The organism is Flavobacterium collinsii (genome assembly GCF_946903285.1).
GTDB lineage: Bacteria > Bacteroidota > Bacteroidia > Flavobacteriales > Flavobacteriaceae > Flavobacterium > Flavobacterium collinsii.
On record NZ_OX336425.1, the window covers coordinates 2,729,976 to 2,756,696 of the forward strand.

The 26,721-nt window shown below is 33.7% G+C and carries 23 protein-coding genes and 1 pseudogene; 13 read left to right on the top strand and 11 right to left on the bottom strand.

The features are described 5' to 3' along the window. The 8 genes from OGZ34_RS11285 to OGZ34_RS11320 form a co-directional block, all read right to left on the bottom strand. Complete coding sequence (locus OGZ34_RS11285; protein ID WP_263363095.1) at positions 1–792, bottom strand: TrmH family RNA methyltransferase; 792 nt, start codon at positions 790–792, stop codon at positions 1–3. A gap of 213 nt (positions 793–1,005) precedes the next feature. Beyond that, on the bottom strand, positions 1,006–2,091 hold the full coding sequence (locus tag OGZ34_RS11290; RefSeq protein ID WP_263363096.1) for a phosphoglyceromutase: 1,086 nt from the start codon (positions 2,089–2,091) through the stop codon (positions 1,006–1,008). 166 nt (positions 2,092–2,257) lie between these two features. Beyond that, positions 2,258–3,589 (bottom strand): DUF58 domain-containing protein, encoded by a 1,332-nt coding sequence (locus OGZ34_RS11295; RefSeq protein ID WP_263363097.1) that lies wholly within the window; start codon positions 3,587–3,589, stop codon positions 2,258–2,260. Positions 3,590–3,702: 113 nt separating this feature from the next. Then, on the bottom strand, positions 3,703–4,713 hold the full coding sequence (locus OGZ34_RS11300) for an AAA family ATPase (protein WP_263363098.1): 1,011 nt from the start codon (positions 4,711–4,713) through the stop codon (positions 3,703–3,705). Positions 4,714–4,752: 39 nt separating this feature from the next. Continuing rightward, the gene (locus OGZ34_RS11305) at positions 4,753–5,964 is read right to left on the bottom strand and encodes a DUF4350 domain-containing protein (protein WP_263363099.1); all 1,212 of its coding nucleotides are present in this window, start codon (positions 5,962–5,964) and stop codon (positions 4,753–4,755) included. Further along, positions 5,957–6,730 (bottom strand): DUF4129 domain-containing protein, encoded by a 774-nt coding sequence (locus tag OGZ34_RS11310; protein WP_263363100.1) that lies wholly within the window; start codon positions 6,728–6,730, stop codon positions 5,957–5,959. Before OGZ34_RS11310 ends, OGZ34_RS11305 begins: the two co-directional genes overlap by 8 nt. Next, positions 6,723–7,673 (bottom strand): hypothetical protein, encoded by a 951-nt coding sequence (locus OGZ34_RS11315; protein ID WP_263363101.1) that lies wholly within the window; start codon positions 7,671–7,673, stop codon positions 6,723–6,725. Before OGZ34_RS11315 ends, OGZ34_RS11310 begins: the two co-directional genes overlap by 8 nt. After that, positions 7,673–8,638: a stage II sporulation protein M gene (locus tag OGZ34_RS11320; RefSeq protein ID WP_263363102.1), complete on the bottom strand. Its 966-nt coding sequence runs from the start codon at positions 8,636–8,638 to the stop codon at positions 7,673–7,675. Before OGZ34_RS11320 ends, OGZ34_RS11315 begins: the two co-directional genes overlap by 1 nt. Positions 8,639–8,658: 20 nt before the next feature. On the opposite strand from OGZ34_RS11320, the gene OGZ34_RS11325 reads away from it, so the two are divergent. The 7 genes and pseudogenes from OGZ34_RS11325 (at position 8,659) to OGZ34_RS11355 (ending at position 15,083) form a co-directional block, all read left to right on the top strand. Then, a complete protein-coding gene (locus OGZ34_RS11325; RefSeq protein ID WP_263363103.1) occupies positions 8,659–9,402 on the top strand; it encodes an RDD family protein in 744 nt (247 codons plus the stop codon). Positions 9,403–9,585: 183 nt separating this feature from the next. Next, positions 9,586–10,449, top strand: a complete 864-nt coding sequence (locus OGZ34_RS11330) for a hypothetical protein (RefSeq protein ID WP_263363104.1) — start codon at positions 9,586–9,588, stop codon at positions 10,447–10,449. 91 nt (positions 10,450–10,540) lie between these two features. Then, a complete protein-coding gene (locus OGZ34_RS11335; RefSeq protein WP_173966982.1) occupies positions 10,541–11,143 on the top strand; it encodes a trimeric intracellular cation channel family protein in 603 nt (200 codons plus the stop codon). A 172-nt stretch (positions 11,144–11,315) separates the two neighbouring features. Then, positions 11,316–12,266, top strand: coding sequence for a FemAB family protein (locus OGZ34_RS11340; RefSeq protein ID WP_246253252.1), 951 nt, complete (start codon positions 11,316–11,318; stop codon positions 12,264–12,266). Further along, positions 12,263–12,820 (top strand): annotated as a pseudogene (locus OGZ34_RS11345) (DegT/DnrJ/EryC1/StrS family aminotransferase); the annotation flags it as partial. The gene OGZ34_RS11340 and the pseudogene OGZ34_RS11345, both read left to right, overlap by 4 nt. A gap of 66 nt (positions 12,821–12,886) precedes the next feature. Then, positions 12,887–14,350 carry an oligosaccharide flippase family protein gene (locus tag OGZ34_RS11350; protein ID WP_173966981.1) on the top strand — a complete coding sequence of 488 codons (1,464 nt, stop codon included), beginning with the start codon at positions 12,887–12,889 and terminating at the stop codon, positions 14,348–14,350. Next, a complete protein-coding gene (locus OGZ34_RS11355) occupies positions 14,337–15,083 on the top strand; it encodes an acyltransferase (RefSeq protein WP_246253251.1) in 747 nt (248 codons plus the stop codon). The genes OGZ34_RS11350 and OGZ34_RS11355 overlap by 14 nt, the downstream gene beginning before the upstream one ends. 1 nt (position 15,084) lies before the next feature. On the opposite strand, the gene OGZ34_RS11360 is transcribed toward OGZ34_RS11355, so the two are convergent. After that, complete coding sequence (locus OGZ34_RS11360; RefSeq protein WP_173966980.1) at positions 15,085–15,984, bottom strand: glycosyltransferase family 2 protein; 900 nt, start codon at positions 15,982–15,984, stop codon at positions 15,085–15,087. 48 nt (positions 15,985–16,032) lie between these two features. On the opposite strand from OGZ34_RS11360, the gene OGZ34_RS11365 reads away from it, so the two are divergent. Genes OGZ34_RS11365 through OGZ34_RS11375 form a run of 3 tightly spaced genes read left to right on the top strand, consistent with a single transcriptional unit; the run spans position 16,033 to position 18,633 of the window. Further along, the gene (locus OGZ34_RS11365; RefSeq protein ID WP_263363105.1) at positions 16,033–17,130 is read left to right on the top strand and encodes a glycosyltransferase; all 1,098 of its coding nucleotides are present in this window, start codon (positions 16,033–16,035) and stop codon (positions 17,128–17,130) included. A gap of 4 nt (positions 17,131–17,134) precedes the next feature. Next, entirely contained in the window at positions 17,135–17,539 is a 405-nt protein-coding gene (locus tag OGZ34_RS11370; RefSeq protein WP_173966978.1) for a sugar 3,4-ketoisomerase, read from the top strand. Then, positions 17,536–18,633, top strand: coding sequence for a glycosyltransferase family 4 protein (locus OGZ34_RS11375; protein WP_263363106.1), 1,098 nt, complete (start codon positions 17,536–17,538; stop codon positions 18,631–18,633). Before OGZ34_RS11370 ends, OGZ34_RS11375 begins: the two co-directional genes overlap by 4 nt. On the opposite strand, the gene OGZ34_RS11380 is transcribed toward OGZ34_RS11375, so the two are convergent. Beyond that, a complete protein-coding gene (locus tag OGZ34_RS11380) occupies positions 18,626–19,489 on the bottom strand; it encodes a glycosyltransferase family 2 protein (RefSeq protein WP_263363107.1) in 864 nt (287 codons plus the stop codon). The two genes, OGZ34_RS11375 and OGZ34_RS11380, sit on opposite strands and share 8 nt — an antisense overlap. Next, positions 19,489–20,172 (bottom strand): cell division ATP-binding protein FtsE, encoded by a 684-nt coding sequence (locus tag OGZ34_RS11385; protein WP_026109865.1) that lies wholly within the window; start codon positions 20,170–20,172, stop codon positions 19,489–19,491. Before OGZ34_RS11385 ends, OGZ34_RS11380 begins: the two co-directional genes overlap by 1 nt. Positions 20,173–20,591: 419 nt before the next feature. Here OGZ34_RS11385 and OGZ34_RS11390 point away from each other — a divergent pair, with 419 nt between their 5' ends. From OGZ34_RS11390 to OGZ34_RS11400, 3 genes are all read left to right on the top strand, one after another. After that, a complete protein-coding gene (locus OGZ34_RS11390; protein WP_263363108.1) occupies positions 20,592–23,606 on the top strand; it encodes a tetratricopeptide repeat protein in 3,015 nt (1,004 codons plus the stop codon). Between the two features lie 223 nt (positions 23,607–23,829). Beyond that, a complete protein-coding gene (locus OGZ34_RS11395; RefSeq protein WP_263363109.1) occupies positions 23,830–24,693 on the top strand; it encodes a PhzF family phenazine biosynthesis protein in 864 nt (287 codons plus the stop codon). Between the two features lie 132 nt (positions 24,694–24,825). After that, entirely contained in the window at positions 24,826–26,577 is a 1,752-nt protein-coding gene (locus OGZ34_RS11400) for a TonB-dependent receptor (RefSeq protein WP_263363110.1), read from the top strand. Positions 26,578–26,721 lie beyond the last annotated feature (144 nt).

Below are 26,721 nucleotides of genomic sequence, written 5' to 3' on the forward strand. Positions count from 1 at the left end.
TTAGTTAAATCCGCGTTGACGCTTGGCTTCGAAAATTAGAATAGCAGCAGCAACGGAGACATTCATGCTGTCGATTTCGCCCTGCATGGGAATGATGATATTCTGAGTAGCAGCATCCCGCCAATCCTGTGTTAAGCCAGTGGCTTCAGTGCCTACAACCAAAGCGGTTGGGGTTGTGAAGTCCTGTGTATGATAAGAAGTAGAGTTTTGCAGGGTAGCACAGTAAAAGTCGATCTTTTTTTCTTTTAGAAAGGCAATGATTTCAGCTGTTGTTCCTGTTGCAATTTGATTGGTAAACAAACAACCGACACTGGAGCGTACAATATTTGGATTGTATAAATCACTTTTTGGGTTTGCAATTAATACGGCATCCAGATTTGCAGCATCGGCAGTTCGCAAAAGCGCGCCAATGTTTCCTGGTTTTTCCGGCGCTTCAGCAACAACTATTAACGGATTGTCGGATAATTTCAGATCAGATAACAACATCGATTTGGTTTTAGCCACAGCCAGAATCCCTTCGGTCGTATCGCGATACGCTAGTTTTTGATAAACTTCTTTATTGATTTCGATGAGTTGAACCGGAACGTTCACCAATTTTTGAATTTGATTTTCTGTAACCAGTTCGGGTAAAAATAAAACGGTTTCTATGTCGTAACCTCCTTTTATCGCCAGTTGAATTTCACGTAAGCCTTCAATTAAAAATGTTCCGGTTTGTTTGCGGGCCTTGGCCTTTTCCTGTAGTAAAACAAGTGATTTTATAAACGGATTTTGTATTGAAGTAATTTGTTTCATTTTTTTTGAAGGTACTTAGGTTCTGGGGGGCTAAGGTACTGAGATTTTTTTTAAAAGTTGTAAAGTTGCGAAGGTACAAAGGTTCAAAGGTTCAAAGCTGCAAAGGTTCAGAGGGGGAAATAAAAAAAGTTGCCACGAATTTGCACTAATTCTTTCTGACCTTAAGCAAAATAGTAATTAGAGAAAATTCGTGTAATTTGTGGCAAAAAAAACTTATTTCTGAAGTACTTCCGAAATTTCGTTTGCTACGGGATGTGATGTTTCAAAAGTATAGCCCATGATTTTGGCGATGGTTTGAGCAATCTGCTTTTGATACAATTGAGAATCTGTTTTGATTTCTCCTTTTGGTGCGATTTCAGGTCCCATTGCGGCGAACCAGATTTGAGAGGCACCTTCAACATCGGCACCATGATCTGTCCACTGTGCTTTTATCTTGTCACCGCGGCCGTGATCGACGGTGATTAATATCGTAGTTTTGTTTTTGTATTGCGGATCATTTTGTACAAAATCCCAGATTTCTTTAATCCATTTGTCGACCTGGTTTGCAGCGTCAAGATACGATCTGTAATGTCCGGCATGTGCCCATTCATCAGTTTCTCCGTAGGCAATGTAAAGTACTTTTGGCTTTTTTGTTTTAAGTTCGTTCAAAGCCTGATAATGTGTAAAAACATCCAGGCATTCATCCTGATGAAAAGGTTTGAAAGAGTTGTTGCGCATTTCATTCAACAATTTCTGAGTCTCGGTAGGCTTATCTCCTCCCACATTATCAAAAGCAGAAATTACAGGGAAACCACTTCTTTTTTCGTTTAAAATTCGATCAAATGCATCCCATGCACCAAAAGCGGCAACTTTTCCTTTCAATTTCGATTGCTGGTTTAAAAACTCCAAAACATTGACATTCGGATTGTCTTTGTAATGATTGGAATTGACGGCAACATCAACATTTCCGGTCATGATTTCGCTGTATCCGGGATAACTAAACCAATACGGATTTGAGACGTCTACTTTACTGCCTAAGTCACGATTGCCATAAATTTGCCCTTTCGAAGCAATTTCTGACCATAAAAAAGGCATGATTTTTTTTCGGCTTTCTTTGGAGTCAGCACTTGCATAATTCTTGTAAATATAGGTACTGTCTCCCTGATTGAATTTTTTATCATTGGCAATTGCAGGGTCCATTCCTTTAAACACTTCCTGCCATCTAAAGCCGTCTGTGGTGATGATGATAATGTTCTCCGTTTTTTGTGCATGAGACATAAAGCTTGTAAGAACAAATACAAGTACAAGTAGTTTTTTCATTTTCTTAGAAATTACAAAGGTTCAAAAGAACAAAGGTTCAACGATTTTTTGATTAATCTTAATTTTTATAAAGAACTTGATGTTTTAATAATATTTACAAAAAAAACAATTGCGGTCATTTTACTTTTCACAAATCATTTTTCACAAAAAAAAGCATTTCTCACTTCTACAAAATTCCTCTGGCTTTAATTTCCAAATATTTATTGATAGCGTCCAACGTCAGATTTTCGGGCTGTGTTAGAACGGAGTGTATGCCATATTTTTTGAGTTCGTTAGCAATTAAACGCTTTTCGAACATGAATTTTTCAGCGATCACTTTGTCGTAAATTTCCTGAATGGTATCCGTTTTTTTGTTGATGATCGCATTGAGTTCTGTATTGCTAAAGAAAACGACAACCAATAAATGACTTTTTGCAATTCCTTTTAAATAAGGCAACTGTCGGTTTAAACCGTCCATCGTTTCAAAGTTAGTGTATAAAATGATTAAACTTCTTTGATTGATATTTTTCTTGATGTCTACGTACAAACGGCTGTAGTCGCTTTCGAAAAAATCGGTTTTGATATTGTATAAGGTCTCCAGAATTTTTTGCATCTGAGAGGCTCTTTTTTCGGCAAAAACACGGTTTTCTACTTTTTTAGAGAACGAAAAAATTCCTGCCTTGTCCTGTTTTTTCAGAATAACATTCGACAAAACTAAGGTTGAGTTGATCGCATAGTCCAGCAAACTCAGTCCGTCGAAAGGCATTTGCATGGATCGGCCTTTGTCGATTGCCATGTATACAGATTGTGATTTCTCGTCCTGAAACTGATTCACCATCAAGGCATTTTTCTTGGCTGTGGCTTTCCAGTTTAGCGTTCGAAGATCATCACCCTGAACATATTCTTTAATTTGCTCAAATTCCATCGTATGGCCAATCCTACGGATTTTTTTGATTCCGTATTGGTACAGATTATTTGAAAAAGCCAATAGATCATATTTTCGCAGCTGAATATAAGAAGGGTAGGTGGGAACCATTTTGTCTTTATCGAACGAAAATCTTCTGGAAATTAGTCTTAACGGTGATGAAACATAAACGTTCAGATAGCCAAAGTAATATTCTCCACGTTCTGTAGGTCGCAATTCATAGCCAATTTCTTTTTGCTCAGAGGCTTTAACGGTTTTCACAATTTTGAAATCACGTACTTGAAACTGAAACGGAATTTCGTCGATTATCTTAACTGAAATTTTAAAGGTATAATGGTTTTTAATCGAAAGGGTTATGGGATTTAAATCTCCATTCGAAAGTTTTTCCGGTGTCGTTCTTTCTGCCTCGATACCAGTTTTGCTCAAATAAAGCAGGAGTATGTCGAGCCCTAAAAAAGTGATTAAAATTAAAACCACAAACCAAACCGCATTGTACAAATTAGGAAAAATAAAAGCACAGACAAATGCTCCAATAATGCCTAAAAGCACATAGAAGAAGAAGTTATTGAGGTATAGGCTTTTGATGAATTTCACTTTGTTTGGTTTTTTTAGTCTCAGTTTTCAGTCCCGGTTTTCAGTCTCAGTCTCAGTCTCAGTCTCAGTTTTCAGTTTCAGTATGCACTGTGACTGAAAACTGTGACTAATAACTATCTCGGAATCTCAACAGTCTCAATAATTTGCCTGATAATTTCTGAACTCGTGATGCCTTCCATTTCGCGCTCAGGGGCTACAATTACACGATGCTGTAAAACCGGAATGGCAGCATCTTTAATGTCTTCGGGAGTAACAAAATCACGTCCGCGGATGGCAGCAAAACCTTTGGCAGCATTTAGAATGGCGATTGAGGCACGCGGTGATGCTCCCAGATATAAAAATGCATTTTCACGGGTATTGACTACAATTCGTGCAATGTATTCCAACAAATTTTGCTCAACTCTGATTTGTTTTACCAAAGCCTGATATTCTTTTATTTCAGCAGCAGACAGTATGGTTTTGATGGCTTCCAGTTTTCCATGATCCTGTAGTAAATGCTCTCTTTGGATAATCAGAATTTCTTCGTTTAGTTTCGGGTAATCAATAGTGATTTTGAATAAAAAACGGTCTAATTGCGCTTCCGGCAAGCGGTAAGTACCTTCTTGTTCGATTGGGTTTTGGGTGGCAATTACCAAGAATGGTGTTTCCAGTTGGTAGGCTAATCCGTCGATCGTAATCTGGCGTTCCTCCATTACTTCAAAAAGCGCGGCTTGTGTTTTGGCAGGAGCACGGTTTATTTCATCGATTAAGATTAAATTGGAGAAAATAGGGCCTTTTTTAAATTCAAATTCAGATGTTTTTAAATTAAAGATCGAAGTTCCCAAAATATCGGATGGCATTAAGTCCGGTGTAAATTGTATACGGCTAAAGCCAATGTTCAGGGTTTTCGATAAAAGTTTGGCAGTGATTGTTTTTGCAACTCCCGGAACGCCTTCGAGTAAAACGTGTCCGTTTGATAAAATAGCAACCAAAAGCTGATCGATCATCTTGTGTTGACCTACAATTATGGTTTCAAGCTCTTTTTTAATCGCGCTAACGTGATCTAAAAGTGGAGCTAAGTTTATTCGGGTTTCAAAATTCACATTTTCATTTGTGATTTCGGGTGTTGTATTGCTATCGTCCATGATGGGTTTGTTTTCTTTATATTGAGTTCGGCTGTTTTTTTAATGTAAAATCTTTTCTATCGCAGTATTGATTCGGATTAAATCTTCTTCAAGGCTGCCGTGATAACTATTTCGATGTTCGTTGATCAGGAATACAAGTTGCTGAATATCGGTTACATTTTTACCTGTTTTATGATGCAATTTTTCAATAAAACTATCGTCCAGTTTTGTGGTATCGATTAGGTATTCATTTCTAATTTTTTCTAAAAAGTAAATGATTTTTTTATCAATAATATTGGTATGATCGCCTTCCTGATAATATAAATTTCCGATGGTTTTTGTAAAATCGACGGTTAAATTGGGCAAAGGTTTTAATATGGGAACAATTCGCTGTTTTCGTTTGGCATTAAAAATAATGAAAATCAACATTCCAAACAAAAAGAAATACCAGGCCCACTTTAAACCGGGCTGGCTTAGAATGTAACGTAAAGGCGATTCAGAGATACTCTCATTATTTTGTCCTTTGGTGTACCAAAAAATATCTCCCTTGGGTAGGCAAGACAGGACATTTTCGGCATATTCATAATTATTTGCTTTCAGTAAGTTATAGTTTGTAAAGGCAACCGGTTGCGTGTGCAGATAAAAATGCCCCTGATGATAAGGAATTTTTATAAAATTGATATGCTTTTTTGACTTTTTGAAGGAAGCAATCTGATAGCCTAAAACGGTTGTATTTGCAGTGTCAATTTTAGAAAAATAGTCCTCTAAGGTCTGTGCGAATTTATACTTTTTCTTCTTCAGTTGTGGGTTAGCCAGCCAAACGGTTGTACTGCCAGAGCTTTGATAATCGGAATTTACTTCGACTTTTAAACTGTCTAATAGGTACTGTGGAAAGGTTTTCATGCTCAAAAAAGCACTGTTTCCACGCGATACAAAATAAAAAAGCTCGTTTACAGATTCTTCGTCAATCGTATTTGATTCGGAGATGTTTATAAAAGTTCTTTTTATTTTATAGTCTTCTACCAGAGTATCATTGTCATATTTTGAATCTAAATATTCATAGGGCGTTAAAGTCGAAATGCGTTCTACAGCATGATTTTTAAAAAAGCCATTGATTTCTTTGTCAAAAACATAGAGCCCAAAAGGAATTTTGTCATTAACAGCGTAGGTTGGTCGCCAGTCAATAGGTTTTGGCCGATCGTGATCTGCTACCAAAATTAAGGTCAGAATAAAAACCAGTACAGCAATATAAATTTTAAGTGTTTTACTCATTGCTAAACGTTTTTATGGCATTCTTAAATCGGTTTTCTGTCTTTTTAAAAGTGACTTCATCAATTTCAAATTCACCGTACCAGATGTAGTTGTACAGATAAGACAAATAGGTGAATTCTTCTTTGTGTGCGGGTTTTTGAAGTTCGTATAAATAATCAGAATTGGTCTTTTCAATATCCCATTCGATGTAGTGATTTTGTGCCATCACTTTTAAAAGCCAAAGATAATAATAACGAACCGCCGTTCTTTTTTCTCCCGATTGTAAACATTCTTTAATCAGTTTATCAAAATCTAATAGATGTATGTTCTTTTCTATTTCTGAATAGTAAATGTTTTTCTTTTTAGCATTTTTTCCAAAAATCCACTGTCCTTCTTTATTAATTATGGCTTTTACGATTAAATAAATAACAAAAATGATGATTAAAACAGCTACTACTTTTAATAAAACCGAGACAAAATTAATGGACGTCTCAGGGCTTTCAATTTTAAACCAATCTCCAAAAAGACTCGCAAGCCACTCTTTAAAGCGCTGCCATAGGCCTTTTTCGGGAGTTTTGAATTCGTAAACAAAACTTGAACCCGTGTATTTTTCTTTGAAGTTTTTAGCGAAACTTTTAATTTCTATGGTGTCGGAATCTATCCGAATATCTTTTTCAGTGTATTTTACGGAGGTTATTTTCGGAGGTTCGGCTGTAGCCAAAGTATCCTGAGCACGAGTAATGCCCGAGAAAAATAGAAAAGATAAAAGGAATAGAATTTTATTCATTATCGGTTCCGATTAACTCAATGTCGCGATTTGAAATTTTATCTTTTGCTCCCAGGCTGTAATACATAATTCCCTGATTGACCATGATCATGTTGTTGAAGATATTGCTTAATGTAAAGATCAGAATAAACATCGAAGTCAGAAAGAAAACCAAGAACGGAGAATCGCCCATAGCTTCCGGATTGAACTCTGAAGTACCCATAGCGGTCAGGAAAACCATAAATATTCCAATAAAATAGAAAACCATCGTGATAGATCCCTGAATCATCTGCATCATAATGATGACTAAAAAAGTTGCACCTATGGAAGTCCAGAAATCTTCTTTTAACAAAAGATAAGCGTGATTTAAAGACTGGAAGAAACCTTTATCTTCTGTCAGGTAAGCATAAAAACTAAAATTAACCCAGGTAAATAAAGTGGGGATGGCAATTAGCAGCAATGGAATACCAACGATTAAAAAGCACAGGAAGAATAGTAAAATTATAACAACAAAAAGCATTGGAACGACCAAAAATATAAGTCCAACACAGAATTTGATTATTTTCCAGAGGTTTTGTCTAAAGATCGCTACGACATCTGCTGTCGTGAAGCTGCTTTTGTTTTTTTGGTCGATTAGTTTTAAATACAGAATGGGATAAGTCGAATTGAAGAGTGATAAGGCTATTATAACAACAAAAAAAATGGCGATAAAACCAATCAAAAGGCCAAAATTGTCATTGAAATAACCAGCAAGATTATCAGAGTCCGGATGGTTTAGACTTTGGTTAAATATGGCTTGAAAATTACTTTTTAAAAAGAAAAAGACTAAAGTGCCTACAATAAGCAGGAAGGCTCCATTGATGATAAAAAAGATTTTAAAAAAGTGTTTTCCAAAAGTTTTGAAAAAGCTAAAGGTATCTATGATATAGTCGCCTAACTGTCGTTTTTTGTAAAGTTCAAACATTATGATAAAGTTGTTTTTTTGTGAACAATAAAAGGGTAAATCAAATAATAAAATGATATTATGGCTAATGTAAGCAAAATGATAAAACTACTAAGCCAGTTGGGCATATCAATTGAATATCGGGTAATAAAACCTTCCAGAAAACCTGCACTAATGGTAAACGGAAAGGTACTCAGGAATATTTTAAAACTATTTTTGAAACCTATTTTAAAGGAATTCATTCTCGAGAAGGTCTTTGGAAACAGTATAGAAGCTCCTAAGATAAAACCGGCAGTAGTTTCGATTACAATTGCAAAAATTTCCATGGCTCCATGAATCCATATTCCGCGGACGCTTTTCCAGAAAACACCCTGTTCATAGAAGAAATACTGAAAAGACCCCAGCATAATGCAGTTTTGGAGGAAGATATAAAAGGTGCCAAGACCGCCAAAAATTCCATAAATGTAGCATCGTGCTCCTACGTAAAGGTTGTTCATGGTGATGCCAATAAAACTTCCCCAGTTGCTTCCGGAGCCGTATACCGCCATTGGGTTTCCTTTTTTGATGTTTTCTAACGTCATGTTAACATAACCGTCACCCAGAATGAGGCGAACAAAATCGGGATCGTATCTTGCGGAGACTACGCCAATTCCTACCGTAATAAAGAACAAAACAAAAGCATATATTAAATAGCGTTTGTATTCATACATAAGCAACGGAACTTCAGTAATAAAAAATTCCAGGAACTTATTTTTTTCTGTTCTTTTGGTTTTATAAATTTTCTGATAAATTTGTGAGGCGAGATGATTGAGGTAAATAACGGTTTTGCTCTTTGGATAATACGTTTGAGCATACGACAAGTCATTCATCATCTGAATGTACAAATTAGCTAACTCATCCGGATTTTTTTTAGCTTTACCAAAAATAGCTAGCTCAAATTCCAGCCATTTTTCTTTATTTTGTTTTATGAAGGCGACTTCTCTCATTGTAGGCTAAAATATAAAATATGTCAGAATTATCTATAAATACAACACAAAATGTCAAAATAAATTTTATCGCCGCAACGGTAGGAGAAAGAATAGGTTCTTATTTCATTGATTTGGCTATTAAATTGGCTTACGTGACTGTAATTTCTCTTATATTTTTTTATGGTTTTAATTTTGATAGAGTCCTTGACAGCTTAGACAGCTGGTCGAGAGCATCGGTACTTTTGCTACTGTATTTTCCCTTTATAATTTACACATTAATCTTAGAAAGTATTTTTGAAGGACAGACCATCGGAAAGAAATTAGTAAAAATAAAAGTCGTTAAAATTGATGGTTATCAGGCAGGCTTTGGTGATTATTTAATGCGTTGGTTTTTTAGACTGGTTGATATTTCGATTCTGGGAGGAATCGTAGGTTTAATATCAATAATTTCAAGTCAAAAAGGACAACGATTAGGAGATATGGTTGCCGGAACAGCTGTAATTACATTAAAAAATAAAATCAATATCAGCCATACCATTTTGGAAGAAATTGGAAATGCTTATGTTCCGACTTATCCTTTAGTAATTAAATTGTCGGATAATGATATGCGAATTATCAAGGAAACTTTTCAAAGTGCATTAGCAAAAAACGATCATGAAATCATTTATAAACTGGTGTCCAAAATAGAGAGTGTTACAGGGATTAAAAATCAGTCAGGAAATAATAATGATTTCTTAAAGGTTATTCTCAAAGATTATAATTTTTATACGCAGAATATGTAGCTGCAAAATGGATAAAAAAATGTTATGACAAATATCATTTTTTTTACATCAGAAATCTTTTAATTTTACTAGTGTTAAAATCAGTTTATCACATGTTAACTAATATATAGCATGTACTATTTGTGTTTTAAGAAGGAGGGACCGAAAATCCATAAGAGTAGGATCATTTAAATCATAGAAATAATGAAAATTAAAAAGGTTTTCGCAATTATAATGTTATTGGTTTTCGTTACCAATTTTGCTCAGACCGGAAGCAAAAAACTGGATAAAATTATAAAAAGGGATTATCAGATTATTGAATGTACGGTTGCGAAAATGTCGGATAAAACTGTTGAATATTCTTTGCCGGGAGAAACAGTGCAAATTTCGCTTGATGTATCTCAAATTGCCAGAATTGATTTCGCCAGCGGTCGTTCGCAAACTTTCGATGTGACTGTAAATACAGCAGTGTCAAGTACTACGAGTTCCGGTAATTCAGGTCAGACTATCGCTACGGCAGAAATGAAAGTCAATACAATTGCTGTGCTGCCTGTACCTTATGTGAATTCGGGTACTTTAGAAAGTTCAGAAGAAATGGCAAAATTTGCTCAAAATGATCTTTATAATAAACTGTTGGATAAGTCTTCCAATCTATTTCCGTTAACCGTCCAGGATTTAAGAGTAACAAACAGTTTGTTGCATAAAGCCGGAATTGATTATAAAAACATTGATGAAACGCCAATCGAAGATCTTCAGAGAATTTTGGGAGTTGATAATATTATAGCAACAAAAGTTTCATATACCATAACAGAAGGTTCTATAGCTTCAACTTATAACAGTGGAAGTGCCAAAGTGAGTGATAACAATAAGAAAGTGAAAACGAGCGATATTTCAACTACAAGCGCAAGTACACAAACGTATTATCACTATACGGTTTATTTTGACATGTATAAAAACGGAACGAAAATTTACTCTGAAACGCGTAAGCCATTCTTAAACATAAAAGACAGTTGGATGGATTCTGTTTCTTATCTGTTAAAAAGAAGTCCAATTTATGTTAGAAAATAAATTCTCAGACAGAAGAGCCTTTAAAGAATAAAAAACAAATTTAACCTTTGTACCTTTGTAGCTCTGTATCTTTGCAGCTAAAAAGTAAAAAATGTTTCATTTATTAGATCTTATCGGTACCATGGCTTTTGCTATGTCGGGAGCTTTGACAGCGATGCATAAAAAACTGGATCCGTTTGGAGTTTTTATCATTGCTTTTGTGACGGCTGTTGGTGGCGGAACACTCCGTGATGTATTGATAGGCAGAACACCCGTAGGATGGATGTTGGATTTGCAGTATGTATATGTAATTATTGTTGGTTTTGCCTTTGCCATTCTCTTCAGAAAGAAGTTTGACCGATTGCGTACGTCGCTGTTTCTGTTTGATACGATCGGGTTGGGTGTTTTTACTTTAATTGGGCTTGAAAAAGGAATTATGATTGGTTTGCATCCCGCTATCTGTATCGCCTTAGGAACCATGACAGCTTGTTTTGGTGGTGTTATCAGAGATATTTTGTGTACCGAAATACCAACGATTTTTAGAAGAGAGATTTACGCAACCATCTGTATTTTTGGTGGAATTGTATTTTTTATCCTGAAAAAACTGAATTTAGAAGATGATATTTTGTATTTAGTCACTTCCGTTGTGATGATTATTGCACGTTTGCTGGCTGTAAAATATAAATGGTATTTGCCGGCATTTGAACACAAATAAGATTTTTTAAACGATATTAGCGTGCTGAAAATTTAAGAGCCGCGAATTCACAAACGTAATTTAAATTTTTGTTACCAATAAAAATTAAATTTGTGAATTCACGGCTCATTTTTTTTAATAAGTTTGTTCGAGTAAAACGCGGAAGCAGAACTATAAAACGACCACCAGGACCATGATGAAATATACTGTAAGGAATTATCATAAAGGCGATTATGAGATTTGGAATGCATTTGTGGCTCAGGCTAAAAACGCAACATTTCTATTTCATCGTGATTTTATGGAATATCATCAGGACCGTTTTGAAGATTTCTCACTTTTGGTTTTTGAGAATGATAAGTTAAAAGCAATTTTACCGGCGAATAAAGCTGGAAATTCGGTTTATTCACATCAGGGATTGACTTATGGAGGTTTGATATTCTCAAATAAATTGAAAGCGGAGAATGCGGCATTGATTTTAGATGCCATCTTAGCTTATTTAAAAGAGACTGCCGTTGCAACTTTTTACTATAAACCCATTCCAAACTTTTATTTTCCCGAAGGAAATCAGGAGATGGACTTTTTTTTATTTAAAAACAATGCCGTTTTAGTACAAAAAGAAATGAATTTGGCAGTTAACCTGAAATTACCTTTGCGTATCTCCAAAAGTAAATTGAAGCATTTCAGACGAATTGAAAACCTTTATCTGGAAATTGTAGAAGAGCAGTATTTTCAACCTTTTTGGGAATTAATTCTCGAACCTAGATTGCTGGAGAAATTTGATGCTAAACCGGTTCATAAGTTGAAGGAGATAGACTTTTTGAAACAAAAATTCCCTCATAATATTAAACAATACTCGGTTTACCAGAATGATGAGATTATTGCGGGAATTACTATTTTTGAAACTGAAAATGTTGTAAAATCGCAGTACGGTGCCACTTCAGAAAAAGGTGAACAAGTTAGGGCTCTTGATTTTTTGTTCATTAATTTAATACATAAATACAAGCGTAAAGGCAAGCATTTCTTTGATATGGGGATTGTAAACGGAGAAAATGAAAAAGGTTTTAATTCGGGACTTTTGACACAGAAAGAAGAATTAGGCTGTACAATCTATAATCAAGATTTTTATAAAATTGCTATTAAATGATACCGTTTCTGGATCTTGAAAAAATAAACGAACCATACGAAACTGCCTTTCAGGAAAAACTGGAAGAGGTTTTAGATGATGACTGGTACATATTAGGAAAAGAAATAGCACTATTTGAAAAAGCTTTCGCAGCATATTGTCAAGCCAAACATTGCATTGGAGTGGGGAATGGTTTTGATGCTTTAGTATTGATTTTTAAAGGGTATATTCAGTTAGGAAAACTCCAAAAAGGGGATGAAGTACTTATACCGGCAAATACTTATATAGCAAGTATTTTGGCTGTTTTACAAGCAGATTTGATTCCGGTTCTGGTTGAACCAAAGTTAGAAACATACAACTTAAACCCGGATTGGATCCGAGAGAAAGTCACTCCAAAAACAAAAGCCATCTTAGCGGTTCATTTGTACGGACAATTGGCCGAAATGGACAGAATAAATGAAATTGCAGATCAGTATAATTTCGTTGTAGTAGAAGACGCGGCACAATCTCATAGCTTAGAAAAAAAGCTAGAAGCTAAAAAATATAATCTAAAATCGGCAATTGAAGTAGATTTTAGTATTAAAATTTTGAATCAATATTAATTCGTGTCTGGCGGTAGAACATATCAGCAAATTCTAAAAATGACGTCACTTTTTGGTGGTGTCCAGTTTTTTACGATCTTAATTTCGATTTTAAGAACTAAGTTAATAGCTGTTTTTATTGGCCCTGAAGGAATGGGAGTTATTACGTTGTTAAATTCAACTTTAAGTGTAATAAATAGTATTTCGGGTTTTGGAATAGAAACCAGCGCTGTGAAAAATATTTCCGAAAATTATGGAAGCGGGAACCTAAAAGAAGTTTCCACTACCATTCAGGTTGTAAAAAAGATTGTGTTTTTTACAGGTGTTTTAGGAATGATACTCACAATCCTTTTCTCGAAAGTATTGAGTATAATTACTTTTGGAGATTCCAGCCAAACATATTCGTTTGTATTTATTGCGGTTACAGTTTTATTTAAGCAACTATCGTCAGGTCAATTGGCTATTTTACAAGGTTTGCGAAAAATGAAATTAATGGCAAAAGCGAATTTGTTTGGAAATCTTTTCGGGTTGCTTTTTTCGGTTCCTCTGTATTATTTTTTACGGATTGATGCGATACTTCCAACCATTTTGATTGCTTCTTTGGCAGCCCTTGTTTTTTCTTTTTATTATTCAGGTAAAATTAAAATTAAGCAGGAAAAAGTTTCGAAAGATTTTTTTCTAGCAGAAGGTAAAACAATAATGAAACTGGGATTCATGTTGACCATTAGTAGTGTTTTAACACTATTATCTACTTATTTGGTTCAGGTTTTTATAAGTAAAAATGGGGGATTGCAGCAGGTAGGTTTTTACAATGCAGGCTTTACTTTATTGAACTCGTATGTTGGAATTATTTTTACCGTGATGAGTACAGATTATTTCCCGAAGTTGGTTTCAATTAATTCTGATAATGAAAAAATAAGATCGAGTGTAATGCAGCAGGCCTTTGTTTCAATTATCATCATAACACCAATTATTGTTTTATTTTTGACTTTAATTTCGATCATCATACCCATTATTTATACGCCAAATTTTAACGTCGTTATCCCGATGGTTTGTTTTGGAATTTTAGGAATGTTGTTCAGAGCTGTTTCATGGGCTATGGGTTTTATTTTGATTGCTAAAGGAGATTCCCGAATATTTATTAAAACAGGAATAGGTTTTAATGTTTTGTCTTTAGTAATGAATGTTTTTGGTTATTATTTTTATGGATTAGAAGGTTTAGGTTGTAGTTTTTTTCTTTACTTTTTATTTCATTTTATTGGATTAAAGTGGATTACAAAGAAAAGATATGATTTTTATTTTGACAATGAATTTTACAAGATATATTTTGCTTGTTTTATAATAAGTGCTGTTACATTTTTACTGCGATACATTGAAAATTCGACTTTAAAGTATATTTTAATGACATGGATGGTTTTGATTTCTATTAGTTTTAGTTGGTATCAAATTAGTAAAAAGGTAAATTTGAAAGAAATGGTAATGTCATTAAAATCTAATAAAAAGAGCAATAATGATTCAAAGTAGTTATAGAAAATTTCAGTCTTTTTATCATAAATTCAGTTTTTACTATTCGGTAAACTGGAGTAAGACATTGTATTTTAATTTTAAAAAATTTCCTTTTCAGATCGCTAAAAAACTTCCTGTTTTCTTTTATGGCAGAGTTAAGTTTACTGCTATTTCGGGTGAGATTCAAATTGAAGGAGATATTCAAAAAGGAATGATTGGATTTGGTCAGCCTTACGAGCTGGATTCACTTCATAAAGGTATTGCCGAAGTTTATGTTTTAGGAAAACTTGTTTTCAAAGGAAAATTTCAGTTTGGTAAAGATTATTTTATTTTTATTGGGGAAAATGCCTATTGTGAATTTGGAAATATGGCCTCTATGGGATCAGGAGGGAAATTAATTTGTACAGAAAAAATTGTTTTGGGAGATTACGCCCGTTTTGGTTCTCAGGCTCAAATTATTGATACCAATTTTCATGATTTAATCGATACGCAGACAGGAGAAAAACTTCAAAAAACAAGTCCTATTTTTATTGGAAATTACAATTTTATAAGTAACAGAGTTACGATTCTAAAAGGAGCCCGGACGCCTGATTTTTGTACCATTGCCTCTAACAGTTTGTGTACCAAGTCGTATGATGCTTTAGGCGAAAATGTTTTAATTGGAGGAGTTCCCGCTAAGTTAATCCGAGATAATATTTCAAGAGACTGGGAAGGAGAAAAACAACAATTAAACGATTTTCTTACTGTTTAGATTAAGCAAACAGAATTCGGAAGCGTTGCTTGATTTCAAGCAAAAGGTATTTCAGTAACAATTTAAAATCAGACATTTTATAAGCTAAAACTATTTCAAAGTGCATTCTCTTTAAAATGGTTTTGTGCTCATTTTTATTTCGGTTTAAGCGAATTGCCTTTTTGAGAATCAAATAAGTAGAGTGATTTATTTTTCTGGATCTTGAATCGTTTTTAATAAAAAAATGAGTTCCTAACGATGTTTCTATGATTCTTTTTTTAATTAAGATTTTGTCGATATAGTCAAATTCATAAGAGCGCGAGGCGCGAATCCAAATATCTAAATCTTCATACCCTAAATTCTCGTCGTAGCCATTCAAAGCATCAAAAACAGACTTTTTTATCATCGACGAAACTGAACAAATACTATTTCCACCAGAAAGCACGCTTAAGTAAATATCTCCGGTTTCTCTATTTTCTATTGTTTTCTTTGAGTTATCAACCGGAAAATAATAAGAATCAAAATTGCCATTTTCTGTAATCAATTCAACATTGCCATAAACAACACCAAGGTTTTTAAATGAACTGTTTTTGAATGTATTAATTTGTGATGAAATACAATCGGGAAGTAAAATATCATCTGCGGCGAGATCAATAATATAATCACCTTTTGCAAGTCGTAAGGCCTTATTGAATGATTTTGTATTTCCCAGATTGGTTTTGTTGTCAATGAATTGAACCTCCGGATAATTGATAAGCCAGTTTTTAATTGTTTCTCTTGAATTATCTATGCTAAAGTCATCTACAACAATCAGTTCAGTAAAAGGATAGTCCTGATTGATGACCGAAAGTAAACTCTCTACAACAAATTTTTCGTGGTTATAACACAAGCAAATTACGGTTACTAATGTTTTATCTTGCATATTGTTTTTAAAGAGTTATATATTTGATACGAAAATAAGAAATCACAAATGATATTGTCTCAGAAAAAAAATAAAATTGCTTTAATTGGTTATCGTCTAAATGGGGGCGGAAGTGATAAAGTGATGGCAAATTTATCTGTCTTTTTTGAAAGCCAGGGTTTTGATGTGACTATTCTTATTGTTTTAAATGAAATTAGTTTTCCATATTCAGGTACATTAGTGAATCTGGGATTATTGAAAAACGAAAGCAATGGTTTTTTTAATAAAGTAAAAAGACTTAGAGCTTTGCATAAATATTTAAATGAAAATAAATTTGATTTTATCATTGATTTTCGTTTTCGGACAAAAGTGATTCAGGAGTTAGTTTTGGCACGTTTTATTTACAACACCAAAACTATTTTTACAGTTCATAGTTTTTTGATTGATCATTATATGCCAAATAATTCTTGGCTTACACGATTAATGTACAATCACTGTTATGCAAATGTGGCAATTGTGGAAGAGATGAAAATGTTGATTGAAAATAAACACCGACTAGAAAATGTAGTCACAATTCACAATCCCGTTTATTTAGAGGAAATTAATACAAAATGCAGTGAAAAGATTAATATTGAGTTTGATTACATTATTGCAGTTGGACAATATGAAAACAAAATCAAGCAATTTGAGCAGTTGATTGCAAGTTATGCCAAATCGGATTTGTCTCAAAAAGAAATCCATTTAGTTATTTTGGGTAAGGGCAATGAATCTGATCTTCGAAAAGTGATTTTGAAGAATAGTATTTTCGGATTTGTACATTTGTTCGGATATCAGGTTAATCCTTTTAAGTATATTAGTAAAGCTAGATTTCTGGTGCTAAGTAGTAAAAATGAAGGTTTTTCGAATGTTATTGCGGAAGCACTGACTTGTCAAACTCCGGTTGTAACTTTTGATTGTGATTTTGGGCCGAGAGATTTGGTGAAGAATTTAGAAAATGGTCTTTTAGTAAAAAATCAGGATTGGGATAAGCTTACAGAAGCCATGAATCTCTTTATTGAAGATGAAACCTTGTATGCATATTGTAAAAAAAATAGTTTTGAAAGTGTTCAGCCTTTTCTATTGGAAAAAATTGGACAACAATGGTTAAATTTGATGCAGGTACATTAAAGATATGGCGACAATTCAAGATATAGATTTATTAAAAATTCCTGTAATAGAGGACTTAAGCGGGAACTTGGCTTTTATTCAAAATGATATTTTACCATTTGATTTTAAACGGGTCTATTATCTTTTTGACGTGCCTAGTACAGCTTTTCGCGGAGGACATTCGCATATAGAGCAACATGAAATTTTAATTGCTCTTAGCGGAAGTTTTGAGGTTACTGTTAATGACGGAACTAATAAAGAAAGCTATTTGCTTAATAAGCCAAATTTTGGGTTACACCTGCCAAAAGGAATTTGGAGAGAATTGGAAAACTTTTCTTCAGGTTCTGTTTGTTTGGTTCTGGCATCAGATGTTTTTGACGAATCAGATTATATAAGGAATTATGATGTCTTTTTGAACTCCAAAAAATGAAACTACTTTATATTGTTCCTAAAATAAAAATTGCTGGAGGTGTTGCAAGAGTTACTTCTGTTAAGGCCAACTATTTTGTAGAACATTTTGGTTATGAGGTACATATTTTATCGCAAAATGAAGGGGATACTTTACCTTTCTATGATTTCAATTCTAAAATTGTTTTTCATTATATGACCCTAAAAGGGAGGGGGCTTAGTTTTTTTGTTTCGTTTCAAAAAGATATAAATAAAAAAGTTAAAGAAATAAAGCCGGATGTCATTCTCATTGCTGATAACGGATTAAAAGCTTTTATTTATCCTTTTGTTTGCCGAACTAAAATCCCAATGGTTTTGGAATGTCACGGTTCAAAATTTATCGAAGAAAAAGATCTAAAAGTGGATTTCCTTGCGAAATCGATTCGAAAAATAAAATATCAGTTTAAAGATTTCGGCGCTCGAAAATTCACTAGAATAGTGACTTTGTCTGGAGAAAGTTTAAAAGAATGGAATGTCGAAAATGGGGTTGTAATCCCAAATCCGTTATGGATTAAAAACAATAAAATTTCTAACCTACAGCATAAAAAGGTAATCGCAATTGGTAGATATTCGTTTGAAAAAGGATTAGACCGATTGTTATTAATCTGGAAAGAAATTATTCAAAAGCACTCTGATTGGACATTAGATATTTATACAGACAACATTCATTCTTTGAAAGAAAAGGCCTTAGATTTAGGTTTAGAATGGGGTATAAATTATCTGGATTTTGTTAAAAATATTGAAGAGAAGTATTATGAGGCTTCTATTTATGCAATGACTTCGAGAACGGAAGGTTTTGCAATGGTTTTGTTAGAAGCAATGGCTTCAGGTTTGCCCTGTATTGCGTACGATTGTCCAATAGGCCCAAGGGCTCTTATTACCAGTGGTGAGAATGGTTTTTTAATTCCGGATGATTGTATAGAAATATATGTTGAGCAACTGTCTTTTTTAATCGAAGACCAAGAGAAAAGATCGAAATTAGGTAAAAATGCCCAAGCAGCTTCCGAGAATTACGCCGTCGATAAAGTAATGGAACAGTGGAAGTCTTTTTTAGAAAAAACGGTAATAATTAATTAGACTTTTTTAAGTTGCAAAAATACCCAAGCTTGTAGATATCAAATAAAAATAAAGAAGGTTTTTTAGAAAGAAGATTTTTTTCAATTTTAGATCTGTTATTTTTAAAAAGATAAGCTGAAATAGAAATTAGTCTTATTTTTTTTAAAAGTTCAAACGAAGTTATAATTTTACTCTCTTCTTTTTGTATTTTATTTGAATTATGAAGAAAAACAAGATTTTCTAAAGCAATTTTGGTTTTATTTAAAAATATCTGTGAAGTTTCTAAATTCAAATGAAAAGTTGGATTTTCTATCCGAAGAATTTCAAAATGATTTGCCTTTAAAACAGAAAAGAAACATAAATCTTCATAACCATATCTTGTGATGGATTCATCAAAAGGGAATCGAATAAAAACGTCTTTTTTGACTACTAAATTTGAAGTAAGGAGAGAAAGCGCTTCTCTTTTATTTCCATAAAACCAACGAAGAAATTGTTCCTTTTGAGGTTCTTTGTTCTCGTAAATGATTCCGCCAAAAAAGATATCATTTTTCAAATCAGAAATAATATCAATATACTTTTTTATGAAATTGCTTTTTGCTGGAAAAGTATCGCAGTCTAAAATAAGCAACCAATCAAATTTAGCTTTTTGAGCCATGGAATTGATATTTTTTCCTCTTCCTAAATTAGTTTCGTTTTTAAAAAAGAAGCAGTTAGTTAAAAGATTTATCTCTTGATTGAGAGTGTTTTCGCGAAAATCGGATGCGTCGTCCTGACAAAGTATTTCAAAGTTAATTCCAATAAGATCACATTGTTTTGCAATTTCTTCAACAAGTGGAACAACATTATAATTAAAAACCGGAATTAAAATAGAAAGCACTATACGCTGCGTTGCACCACTTCAAAAATTCTTTCATCCTCACATTTTAGTGTTTTGGAAGGGAATTTCATCAGTAAAGCATAGTCATGAGTTACCATGATCACTGTTTTACCGTTGGCATTGATTTTTTTAAGTACTTCAAGAACCTCTGAGCTGGTTTGCGGATCAAGGTTTCCGGTTGGCTCATCGGCTAGAATGAATTCAGGATCATTTAGTAATGCTCTCGCAATAGCAACACGCTGTTGTTCACCTCCTGAAAGTTGATGTGGCATTTTGTTTAGGAATTCTTTCATGCCTACCTTATCCAGAACTTCATCGATTTTATGCTCCATGGCTTCTTTTTCAGACCAGCCGGTAGCTTTTAAAACAAAAAGCATATTGTCTTTTACGGAACGGTCCGGAAGTAACTTAAAATCCTGAAACACAATTCCGATTTTACGTCTCAAATATGGAATTTCGCTTTCTTTTAAAGTTGCCAAATCAAATTCAACGATATGTCCTTCACCCTCAGTTAAAGGTAAATCACCATAAAGCGTTTTCATGAAACTACTCTTTCCGGAACCTGTTTTTCCAATTATATAGATAAATTCACCATGCTGAACATCTAAATTAATGTGAGATAAAATTTTCTTTCCTTCCTGATATATAGTGACTTCTTTAAGAGACAGTACGGTTTGCGACATAATAAAATTAATTTGAATGGTAAAAGTAATAAGATAACGCTTGGATTCAAAATAAATTTTAATCATTTCTGTGGGAAATTTTTAAAAAGCAGCCACGAATTAAGAGGATTAGAAGGATTTAAGTCTTTTTTTAGACAGAAACGTAAAATTTACTTAGTTGAATCTTCGCAATAAAATGTATTGATGAAATGAAACGTAATAAGTTGTATAAGTTTGTTTTATGGCAGAGTGATGACTGTTTTTAGGTTAAATTAATTATAAGGTTGGTAATGGAGTTAAACTCAGTTGATAAAGCATCTAATTTAGAATTATTTATACGGCAGATAGGGTTTAATTAATTTTTTGTTCATAATAAAAGCCGGAAACGTTTCGTTATAAACGGTATAAAATGATACATTTGAATACTAAATATAATTAAAATGCGTAAACTTCCCTGGTTCTTTTTATTACCAATTATTCTTTTTTCGACCATAGTTTCGGCACAAAAATCAGCTATTTATACTTACGACTTAAAGGAATTTGACAAAGCACTGGCTTTATACAATGACAAACAATATGCTTCGGCCCAACTTATTTTCGAACAGGTTAAAAACAATGCTACAACCGAAGAGGTTCAGTCAGATTGTGCTTATTATATTGCCAATTGCGCCATTCGGACAAACAAAGTAAATGCCGATGCTCTGATCGAAAAATTTGTAAACGATTATCCAACAAGTACGAAACAAAATCAGGCTTATATTGAAGTTGCCCAATACTTTTTTGAACAGGGAAATTATCCAAAAGCTTTACAATGGTTTGATAAAGTAGATGAAAGCTACATGAGTAAATCTGATTCGGATAGATTTAATTTCCAAAAAGGATACAGTTATTTCAATGCTAAAAAGAAAAAAGAAGCCACAACTTATTTTAATAAGGTTGTAAACTCTCCTGATTTTGGTTCCCAGGCCAAGTATTACTTAGGATTTATGGCTTATGAAGGCGATGATTATAAAGAAGCAACTAAGTATTTTGATGAAGTTTCGGGAGAAGAGAAATACAAAGAAAAGCTTTCGTATTATCAGGCCGACATGAATTTTAAGTTGGGGAGTTTCCAAAAAGCAATCGATTTGGGGCAAAAAGCCATGAGTAAATCGAATGATTTGGAAAAGTCAGAACTGAACAAAATTATTGGAGAAAGTTATTTCAATTTAAAGCAATATGGTAAAGCGATTCCGTTTTTAGAGCAATATGCCGGTAAAAAAGGAAAGTGGAATAATACCGATTTCTATCAATTGGGATATGCTTATTATGAACAAAAAGAATATGAAAAAGCAATCTCTCAATTCAATAAAATTATCGAGGGGAAAGATTTCGTTGCTCAAAATGCGTATTATCATTTAGGTTTGGCTTATTTAAACACGGGCAAAAAACAAGAGGCTCTAAATGCATTTAAAAATGCTTCGGAAATGGATTTCAATGCCCAGATTCAGGAAGATGCCGCTTTGAATTACGCAAAGCTGAGTTATGAAATTGGAAATGCCTATCAAACCGTTCCTGGAATTTTACTTGATTTCCTAAAAAAATACCCAAACAACTCCAGTAAATCAGAAGTAGAAAAATTATTGGTTGACTCTTATATTTCTTCTAAAAATTATAAAGAAGCGCTGTCTTTATTAGAGAAAAACAGGTCGCCAGAGAATAAAGCAGCTTATCAAAAAGTGCTTTTTTACAGAGGTGTTGAATTGTACAATGAATCAAACTATCAGGAAGCAGGGAAAATGTTTAAAAGTGCTATTAGCGAACAAAAAACACCTGAATTTACAGCCCGTGCTACTTTTTGGAAAGCAGAAACGGAATACATGACTGATGATTTTCAAAATGCTTTGTTAAGCTACAAACAGTTTGCCGGATTAGCTGCTGCTAAAACTACCAATGAGTATAAAAATATCAACTATAATATTGGTTATGCCTATTTTAAACTCAAAGAATACGATCAGGCAGGGAATTCTTTCCAGGCACAAATTGATAATTCAAAGGAAGATAAAGTGCGTTTAAATGACTCTTATTTACGTTTAGGAGACAGTCGATTTGTAAACTCGAAGTACAGTGCTGCAAATGAAGCCTATGCAAAAGCTATTGAAGCAAAAGGAGTTGATGCCGATTATGCACAGTTTCAAAAAGCAATTTCTTACGGATTTATGTCTAAAAATGACAAGAAAGCCGATGAATTGAATAATTTTCTTCAAATGTATAAAAAGTCGTCTTATCGTGATGATGCTTTGTATGAATTAGGGAATACTTATGTAGCCGAGAAAAAGAACGATCAAGCCCTTAAAACATATGATCAGTTAATTTCAGAATTTAAAAATGGTTCGTTTACTTCAAAAGCGATTTTAAAACAAGGGTTGATTTATTACAATTCAGATCGTGACGATCAGGCTTTGGTAAAATTTAAGAAAGTAGCAGCTGAGTTTCCTAAAACTCCCGAAGCTCTGGAAGCAGTTTCAACTGCAAGATTGATTTATGTAGACTCCGGAAAAGTGGATGAATATGCAACCTGGGTTCGTACATTAGATTTTGTGGCAGTTACAGATGCCGAGCTGGATAATGATACTTATGATGCGGCTTTCAAGCAATACAGTCAGAATAATAGTAAGCCGGCTATAACTGGTTTTACAGGTTATATAAATAAATTTCCAAAAGGAATGCATGCGCTGGAAGCCAACTTTTACTTAGCACAATTGTATTTTGTCGAAGGTTCAGAAGCAAAATCGACTGCAAACTATCAATATGTAATTGATCAGCCAAGAAGTGAATTTACAGAACAGTCGTTGACAAGATTGGTACAAATTTTCCTGAAAGCAAAAGATTGTGATAAGTCGGTTCCGGTGTTGGTGCGTTTAGAAAATGAAGCCGATTTTCCTCAGAATAAAAGTTTTGCACAGGCTAATCTGATGAAATGTTACTACGACAAAAAAGATTATGATAATTCAGTAGTATATGCTGATAAAATATTGCAAAATGCAAAAGCCGATGCAAACGTTAAAGCGGATGCTCAGATTATCGTAGCGCGTGCGGCAATGCAGACCGGAGATGAAGATAAAGCCAAAACTGCCTACGCTAAATTATCGGCAACTTCGAAAGGAGAATTAGCAGCAGAAGCACTGTATTATGATGCGTATTTTAAAACCAAAGAAGGAAAATTTGATGCTTCGAATGTTTCCGTGCAAAAGCTGGCTAAAAACTACTCGGCCTACAAATATTACGGGGCGAAAAGTTTAGTCTTGATGGCAAAGAATTTCTATGGATTAAAAGACAGTTATCAGGCGACTTATATTTTAGATAATGTAATTAATAATTTTACTGATTATCCGGATGTTGTTGAAGAGGCTAAAACGGAGTTGAGTGCGATTAAGTTGGAGGAAGCAAAAACGAATTCTTCAATTAATAAGTAAGAACAAAGAGTAGAGAAGATAGAAGATAGAAGATAGAAAATAGAAAATAGAAAAAAGAGGCAAGAAGCAAGATGAAAGATTGCTGAGAAGTCTTTTCTCTTTGTTCTTGCATCTATTAAAAAAAAACAAGAATAAAAGATTATAGAGAATAGAAAATAGAAAATAGAAAAAGAAGCAAGATTACTGAGAAGTTTTTCCTCTATTTTCTCAAAAAAAAAGAACAATGAGTTTACCATTTTATATAGTTGATGTTTTTGCCGATAAAAAATATACAGGAAATCAGTTGGCCGTTTTTACGGAAGCGGAGAATCTAAGTACTGAAGAAATGCAGCAGATGGCACGCGAGATTAATTTTGCAGAAAGCACATTTATAACAAAGCTCGACAGAGAAAAAAACAAAGCAGAAATTAGAATCTTTACCCCTGCTCATGAAATGCAGTTTGCAGGACATCCTATAATTGGAACTTCGTGGGTTTTAATCAACAAAATATTTGATAATTCCCCAGAGAATATCACATTAGCAGTTCCTATTGGACCAATTCCGATTCATCAGTCTGAAGATTTAATTTGGTTAAAAGCAGCACAGCCGAAATTTTGGGATATTTTTTCGAAAGAAGATTTTACATCATTCAGCAATCTGAAAAAGGAAGATTTCGAAAATCAATTTCCAATTCAGGAAGTGACAACCGGAAGTGCGTTTGTAATGGTTGGGCTAAGTAATAAAAAAGCACTGGAAAATTTGGTTTTAGATAAAGATAAAGCAGATCAATGGATGAAAAGGAACTGCAAAACAAGTCACAGAGGTCTTTATTTTTATTATTTAGAAGACTCCAAATTGTTTAGCAGAATGCTTTGTGTAGAACACAATCAATTGGTTGAAGACGCAGCAACAGGGAGTGCAAGTACATGTTTGCAAGCTTTTCTTTTAAAGTATCATTTGCCGCAAATTGAAATGATTAATTATCAGGGGGATTATATCAATCGTCCGTCTCAAATCTATTTTAATGGAAAATTAACTGAAAATCAGTTTGAGATCAAAATAGGTGGAAAGGCACAGTTTGTTGCAAAAGGAGAATGGGAAGTTTAGTTTAAGAAGATAGAATAAAGAGAATAGAGTACAGAGAATAGAATATAGAATTATAGAGTTAAAAGAAAATTTAGAAAAGAAAGGAAGTCTATACTCTTTATTCTATTTTCTTTCCTCTCAAAAAAAAGATATATGAAAATTAATTGCCAGAATAAAATCATCATTTTACTAGTAATGTTTGTTGTGCAGTTTTCATTTTCGCAAAAGAAAAATGAAACAATCGGAACAGAAACAGTAAACGTAGTAAAACCGTATTCGCCAACAATTTCAGATGCTTTTAAAGTAAAAGAAACACCTTCGCTTGACGATACCGGAAATCAGCCAAAAGAAACTATAAAATATAGTATTTTATCTGTTCCCGTGGCTTCTACATTTACTCCATCAAAAGGAAAGGCCGAAGGTGTTGAGAAATCTAAAAAAGAAAAACTATTTAACAATTATGCCACTTTAGGAGTAGGGAGTTATGGTACTTTAAATGCTGAATTGTTTGTAAATCAGGAGTTGGGGAACAACGATTATGTAGCCGGAATGTTTCGTCATCACTCTTCTCAGGGCGGAATTAAAGGTGTAGATTTAAATGATGAGTTTTACGATACGGCGCTAAATGTAGGGTATGGTGTAAACAATCGTGATATGTCCTGGAATGTTGATTTGGGCTATCAGAATCAATTGTACAACTGGTATGGTTTACCAGCTGATTTTGGTGCTACTTTGGTCGGACAAACCCGAGATGATTTAATAAGAGGGATCAATCCAAATCATTCTTATAACACTATTTCCTTAGGTGGTAATGTAGCTTTTACAGAGGGAATTTTTAGTAAGATCTCGACCAAGTTTACGCATTTCTCAGATAGTTTTTCATCGTCAGAAAATCGGTTCTATGTGAAACCTTCTTTCAAAGTAGAAATAATGGATCAATCCATAAATACCAATATTATTGTAGATCATGTTAGCGGATCTTTCGAACATAATTATGCTCACGATAATACAAACCCTTTAAAGTACAGCCTTACGAATTTTGGAATTGAGCCAAGTTTTGTGATTTTAGAAAATGACTGGACACTTGAACTAGGAGCCGGATTGTTTTATGGTTTGGATTCTGAAAACAGCGGAAACAAGTTCTATATTTATCCAAAAGTGAATGCTTCCTATAAACTGGTTGGGGATTTGATGATTTTCTACACAGGAGTAAACGGAGGTTTGAATCAAAATTCTTATGCTGATTTTGTTACCGGGAATCCATTTTTATCCCCAACACTTAATATGAAACCTACCAATAATCAATATACCGTTTTTGCAGGTTTAAAAGGGAAATTGGCCAACAATGTGAGTTATAATCTTACAGGTTCTTATCTAAATGAAAAAGATAAAGCATTGTACAAAGGCAACGATTATACAGAGGATTTTTCCAATCAAAATTATGCTTTTGGAAACTCATTTGGAGTAATTTATGATGATGTGAGAACCTTCCGTTTCTATGGAGAATTAAAAGCTGATTTTTCTAAAAATGTCTCTTTTGGAATCAACGGTACTTTTAACAGCTATAAATTCGACGGTATAGAAGCATGGAATTTACCTTCTATGAAACTGAGTTCAAATCTGGACGTAAATATTACGAAGCAATGGTATGCGGGACTGAATGTTTTCTTTGTGGGAGAGCGTAAAGACATGCAATCGAATTTAAATTTAGGAATAGATCCGGTGATTACAACACTAAAAAGCTATTTTGATGCCAATGCACATTTAGGTTATAAATACAACGAACGTTTGACTTGCTTCTTAAAGCTTAATAATATAGGAAATCAGGCCTATGAAAAATGGCTGAATTATCCGGTACAAGGATTTCAGGTAGTAGTTGGAGCAAACTACAAATTCGATTTTTAAGTTTTTTTTAACCGCAAAGCACGCAAAAGTTTTTTATTTTGCGTTACGCAGATAAAATACAAAGTTCGCAAAGCTATTTCAACATAAAGCTTTGCGAACTTTGCGTTTGCTAAGTGCGATTCATGATAAAAAACTTTTGCGTGC

Bases quoted from the DNA above. Each gene is read 5' to 3' on its own strand.
- OGZ34_RS11335 (WP_173966982.1), top strand. From the start codon at position 10,541: ATGTTTCATTTATTAGATCTTATCGGTACCATGGCTTTTGCTATGTCG.
- OGZ34_RS11355 (WP_246253251.1), top strand. From the start codon at position 14,337: ATGATTCAAAGTAGTTATAGAAAATTTCAGTCTTTTTATCATAAATTC.
- OGZ34_RS11390 (WP_263363108.1), top strand. From the start codon at position 20,592: ATGCGTAAACTTCCCTGGTTCTTTTTATTACCAATTATTCTTTTTTCG.
- OGZ34_RS11300 (WP_263363098.1), bottom strand. From the start codon at position 4,713: ATGGACGATAGCAATACAACACCCGAAATCACAAATGAAAATGTGAAT.
- OGZ34_RS11330 (WP_263363104.1), top strand. From the start codon at position 9,586: ATGAAAATTAAAAAGGTTTTCGCAATTATAATGTTATTGGTTTTCGTT.
- OGZ34_RS11385 (WP_026109865.1), bottom strand. From the start codon at position 20,172: ATGTCGCAAACCGTACTGTCTCTTAAAGAAGTCACTATATATCAGGAA.
- OGZ34_RS11290 (WP_263363096.1), bottom strand. From the start codon at position 2,091: ATGAAAAAACTACTTGTACTTGTATTTGTTCTTACAAGCTTTATGTCT.
- OGZ34_RS11340 (WP_246253252.1), top strand. From the start codon at position 11,316: ATGATGAAATATACTGTAAGGAATTATCATAAAGGCGATTATGAGATT.
- OGZ34_RS11325 (WP_263363103.1), top strand. From the start codon at position 8,659: ATGTCAGAATTATCTATAAATACAACACAAAATGTCAAAATAAATTTT.
- OGZ34_RS11375 (WP_263363106.1), top strand. From the start codon at position 17,536: ATGAAACTACTTTATATTGTTCCTAAAATAAAAATTGCTGGAGGTGTT.
- OGZ34_RS11315 (WP_263363101.1), bottom strand. From the start codon at position 7,673: ATGTTTGAACTTTACAAAAAACGACAGTTAGGCGACTATATCATAGAT.
- OGZ34_RS11365 (WP_263363105.1), top strand. From the start codon at position 16,033: ATGATATTGTCTCAGAAAAAAAATAAAATTGCTTTAATTGGTTATCGT.
- OGZ34_RS11395 (WP_263363109.1), top strand. From the start codon at position 23,830: ATGAGTTTACCATTTTATATAGTTGATGTTTTTGCCGATAAAAAATAT.
- OGZ34_RS11370 (WP_173966978.1), top strand. From the start codon at position 17,135: ATGGCGACAATTCAAGATATAGATTTATTAAAAATTCCTGTAATAGAG.
- OGZ34_RS11305 (WP_263363099.1), bottom strand. From the start codon at position 5,964: ATGAGTAAAACACTTAAAATTTATATTGCTGTACTGGTTTTTATTCTG.
- OGZ34_RS11400 (WP_263363110.1), top strand. From the start codon at position 24,826: ATGAAAATTAATTGCCAGAATAAAATCATCATTTTACTAGTAATGTTT.
- OGZ34_RS11350 (WP_173966981.1), top strand. From the start codon at position 12,887: ATGACGTCACTTTTTGGTGGTGTCCAGTTTTTTACGATCTTAATTTCG.
- OGZ34_RS11320 (WP_263363102.1), bottom strand. From the start codon at position 8,638: ATGAGAGAAGTCGCCTTCATAAAACAAAATAAAGAAAAATGGCTGGAA.
- OGZ34_RS11360 (WP_173966980.1), bottom strand. From the start codon at position 15,984: ATGCAAGATAAAACATTAGTAACCGTAATTTGCTTGTGTTATAACCAC.
- OGZ34_RS11310 (WP_263363100.1), bottom strand. From the start codon at position 6,730: ATGAATAAAATTCTATTCCTTTTATCTTTTCTATTTTTCTCGGGCATT.
- OGZ34_RS11285 (WP_263363095.1), bottom strand. From the start codon at position 792: ATGAAACAAATTACTTCAATACAAAATCCGTTTATAAAATCACTTGTT.